The following is a 1,189-nucleotide window of genomic DNA, read 5'->3' on the forward strand; positions in this document are numbered from 1 at the left end:
TGCGTTGATGCTGAGACCTCGCGATATCTTCTCACGTTCTTTCAAGCTCAGCGCCAGCTTACCACGATGCCGATCAGAAGGGCGGATGCCTCCGGTCGGAGAAATGACAGAAAACACCGAGGAGGACTGTCGGTCGAACACACGGTCAATCGAACTCATCTATTCTCCCCGCTGCCAGCGATCCCAAATCTCGGCTCGTTGTGCGGCAGAATAGTAAATACGGCGGCGATACGTCATGTCGAACACTCCATCTCTATTTAAAGATTAAAGTGTTGCACCCACCGCCCAAACTTCTAGACATTCCTGGCACGTACCAGCTGACCAATAACGAACGTTCAACCTAAATCTAGTTGCCAGCAGCCAGTGCGGGACTTCAACTATAGGTCGATTTTGGTGTCCGTCATCATATGAAGTTAGACAACATTGACTTTTGAATAGTGGAGTATTTGGCCAGTTTGTGTGTTAATGTTAATCGGCTTTTGCGTAGTAGCGCAGCTTTTGCGTAGTAGCGCAAGCGTCGGTTTTGCAGTGTTTTCTGTTTGAGGGTTTTCCTTCGTTCCAGGATCTGTTTGTTGCGCCCGAAGTAAACATCTGCCGGTGTGACGTTGCAAAGGCTCTCGTAGTAGCGATGATTGTTGTAGTACTCGACGAACTTAGCGATCTGGGCTTCCGGATCCTCTGACATGTAGTAGTTCTCCAGCAGGATGCGGTTCTTCATGGTCTGATGCCACCTTTCGATCTTGCCTTGTGTTTGCGGGTGGTAGGGCTTGCCGCGCACATGGTCCATGCCTTTGTCCTCAAGCCAATCAGCCAGATCGGAAGACAGGTAAGAGCTGCCATTATCAGAAAGCAGGCGTTGACGATGCAGTACCTTTGGCTGCTCGCAGCCGGAGGCGTCCTGCGCTAGTTGCAAGGTTTCGGTGACATCCTTGGCCTTCATGGTGGTGCATAGCTTCCAGGCAATGATGTAGCGGGAGTAATTATCGAGCACGATGGACAGGTAAAACCAACCCCAGCCGATAACCTTGAAATATGTGAAGTAGGTTTGCTACTGCTGGTTTGGCACCGTTGTCTTATCCTTGAACTCATCGGCGGCCTTGATCACCACATAAGCGAGCGACGTGATCAGGTCTTGCGTGTTTGTCGTCAGCACCTATGGAACAGGCTTACGGATTTGAATAAGGGAGTG

The 1,189-nt window shown here is 50.4% G+C and carries 2 pseudogenes; both read right to left on the reverse strand.

The features are described from left to right. Positions 1 to 237 (reverse strand): annotated as a pseudogene (locus PsW64_RS28235) (IS30 family transposase); the annotation flags it as partial. Between the two features lie 253 nt (positions 238 to 490). Then, positions 491 to 1,135: pseudogene (locus tag PsW64_RS14435) on the reverse strand (transposase); the annotation flags it as partial. Between the last annotated feature and the right edge of the window lie 54 nt (positions 1,136 to 1,189).

It is taken from the genome of Pseudovibrio sp. W64 (assembly GCF_001623145.1).
Taxonomy (GTDB): Bacteria; Pseudomonadota; Alphaproteobacteria; order Rhizobiales; family Stappiaceae; genus Pseudovibrio.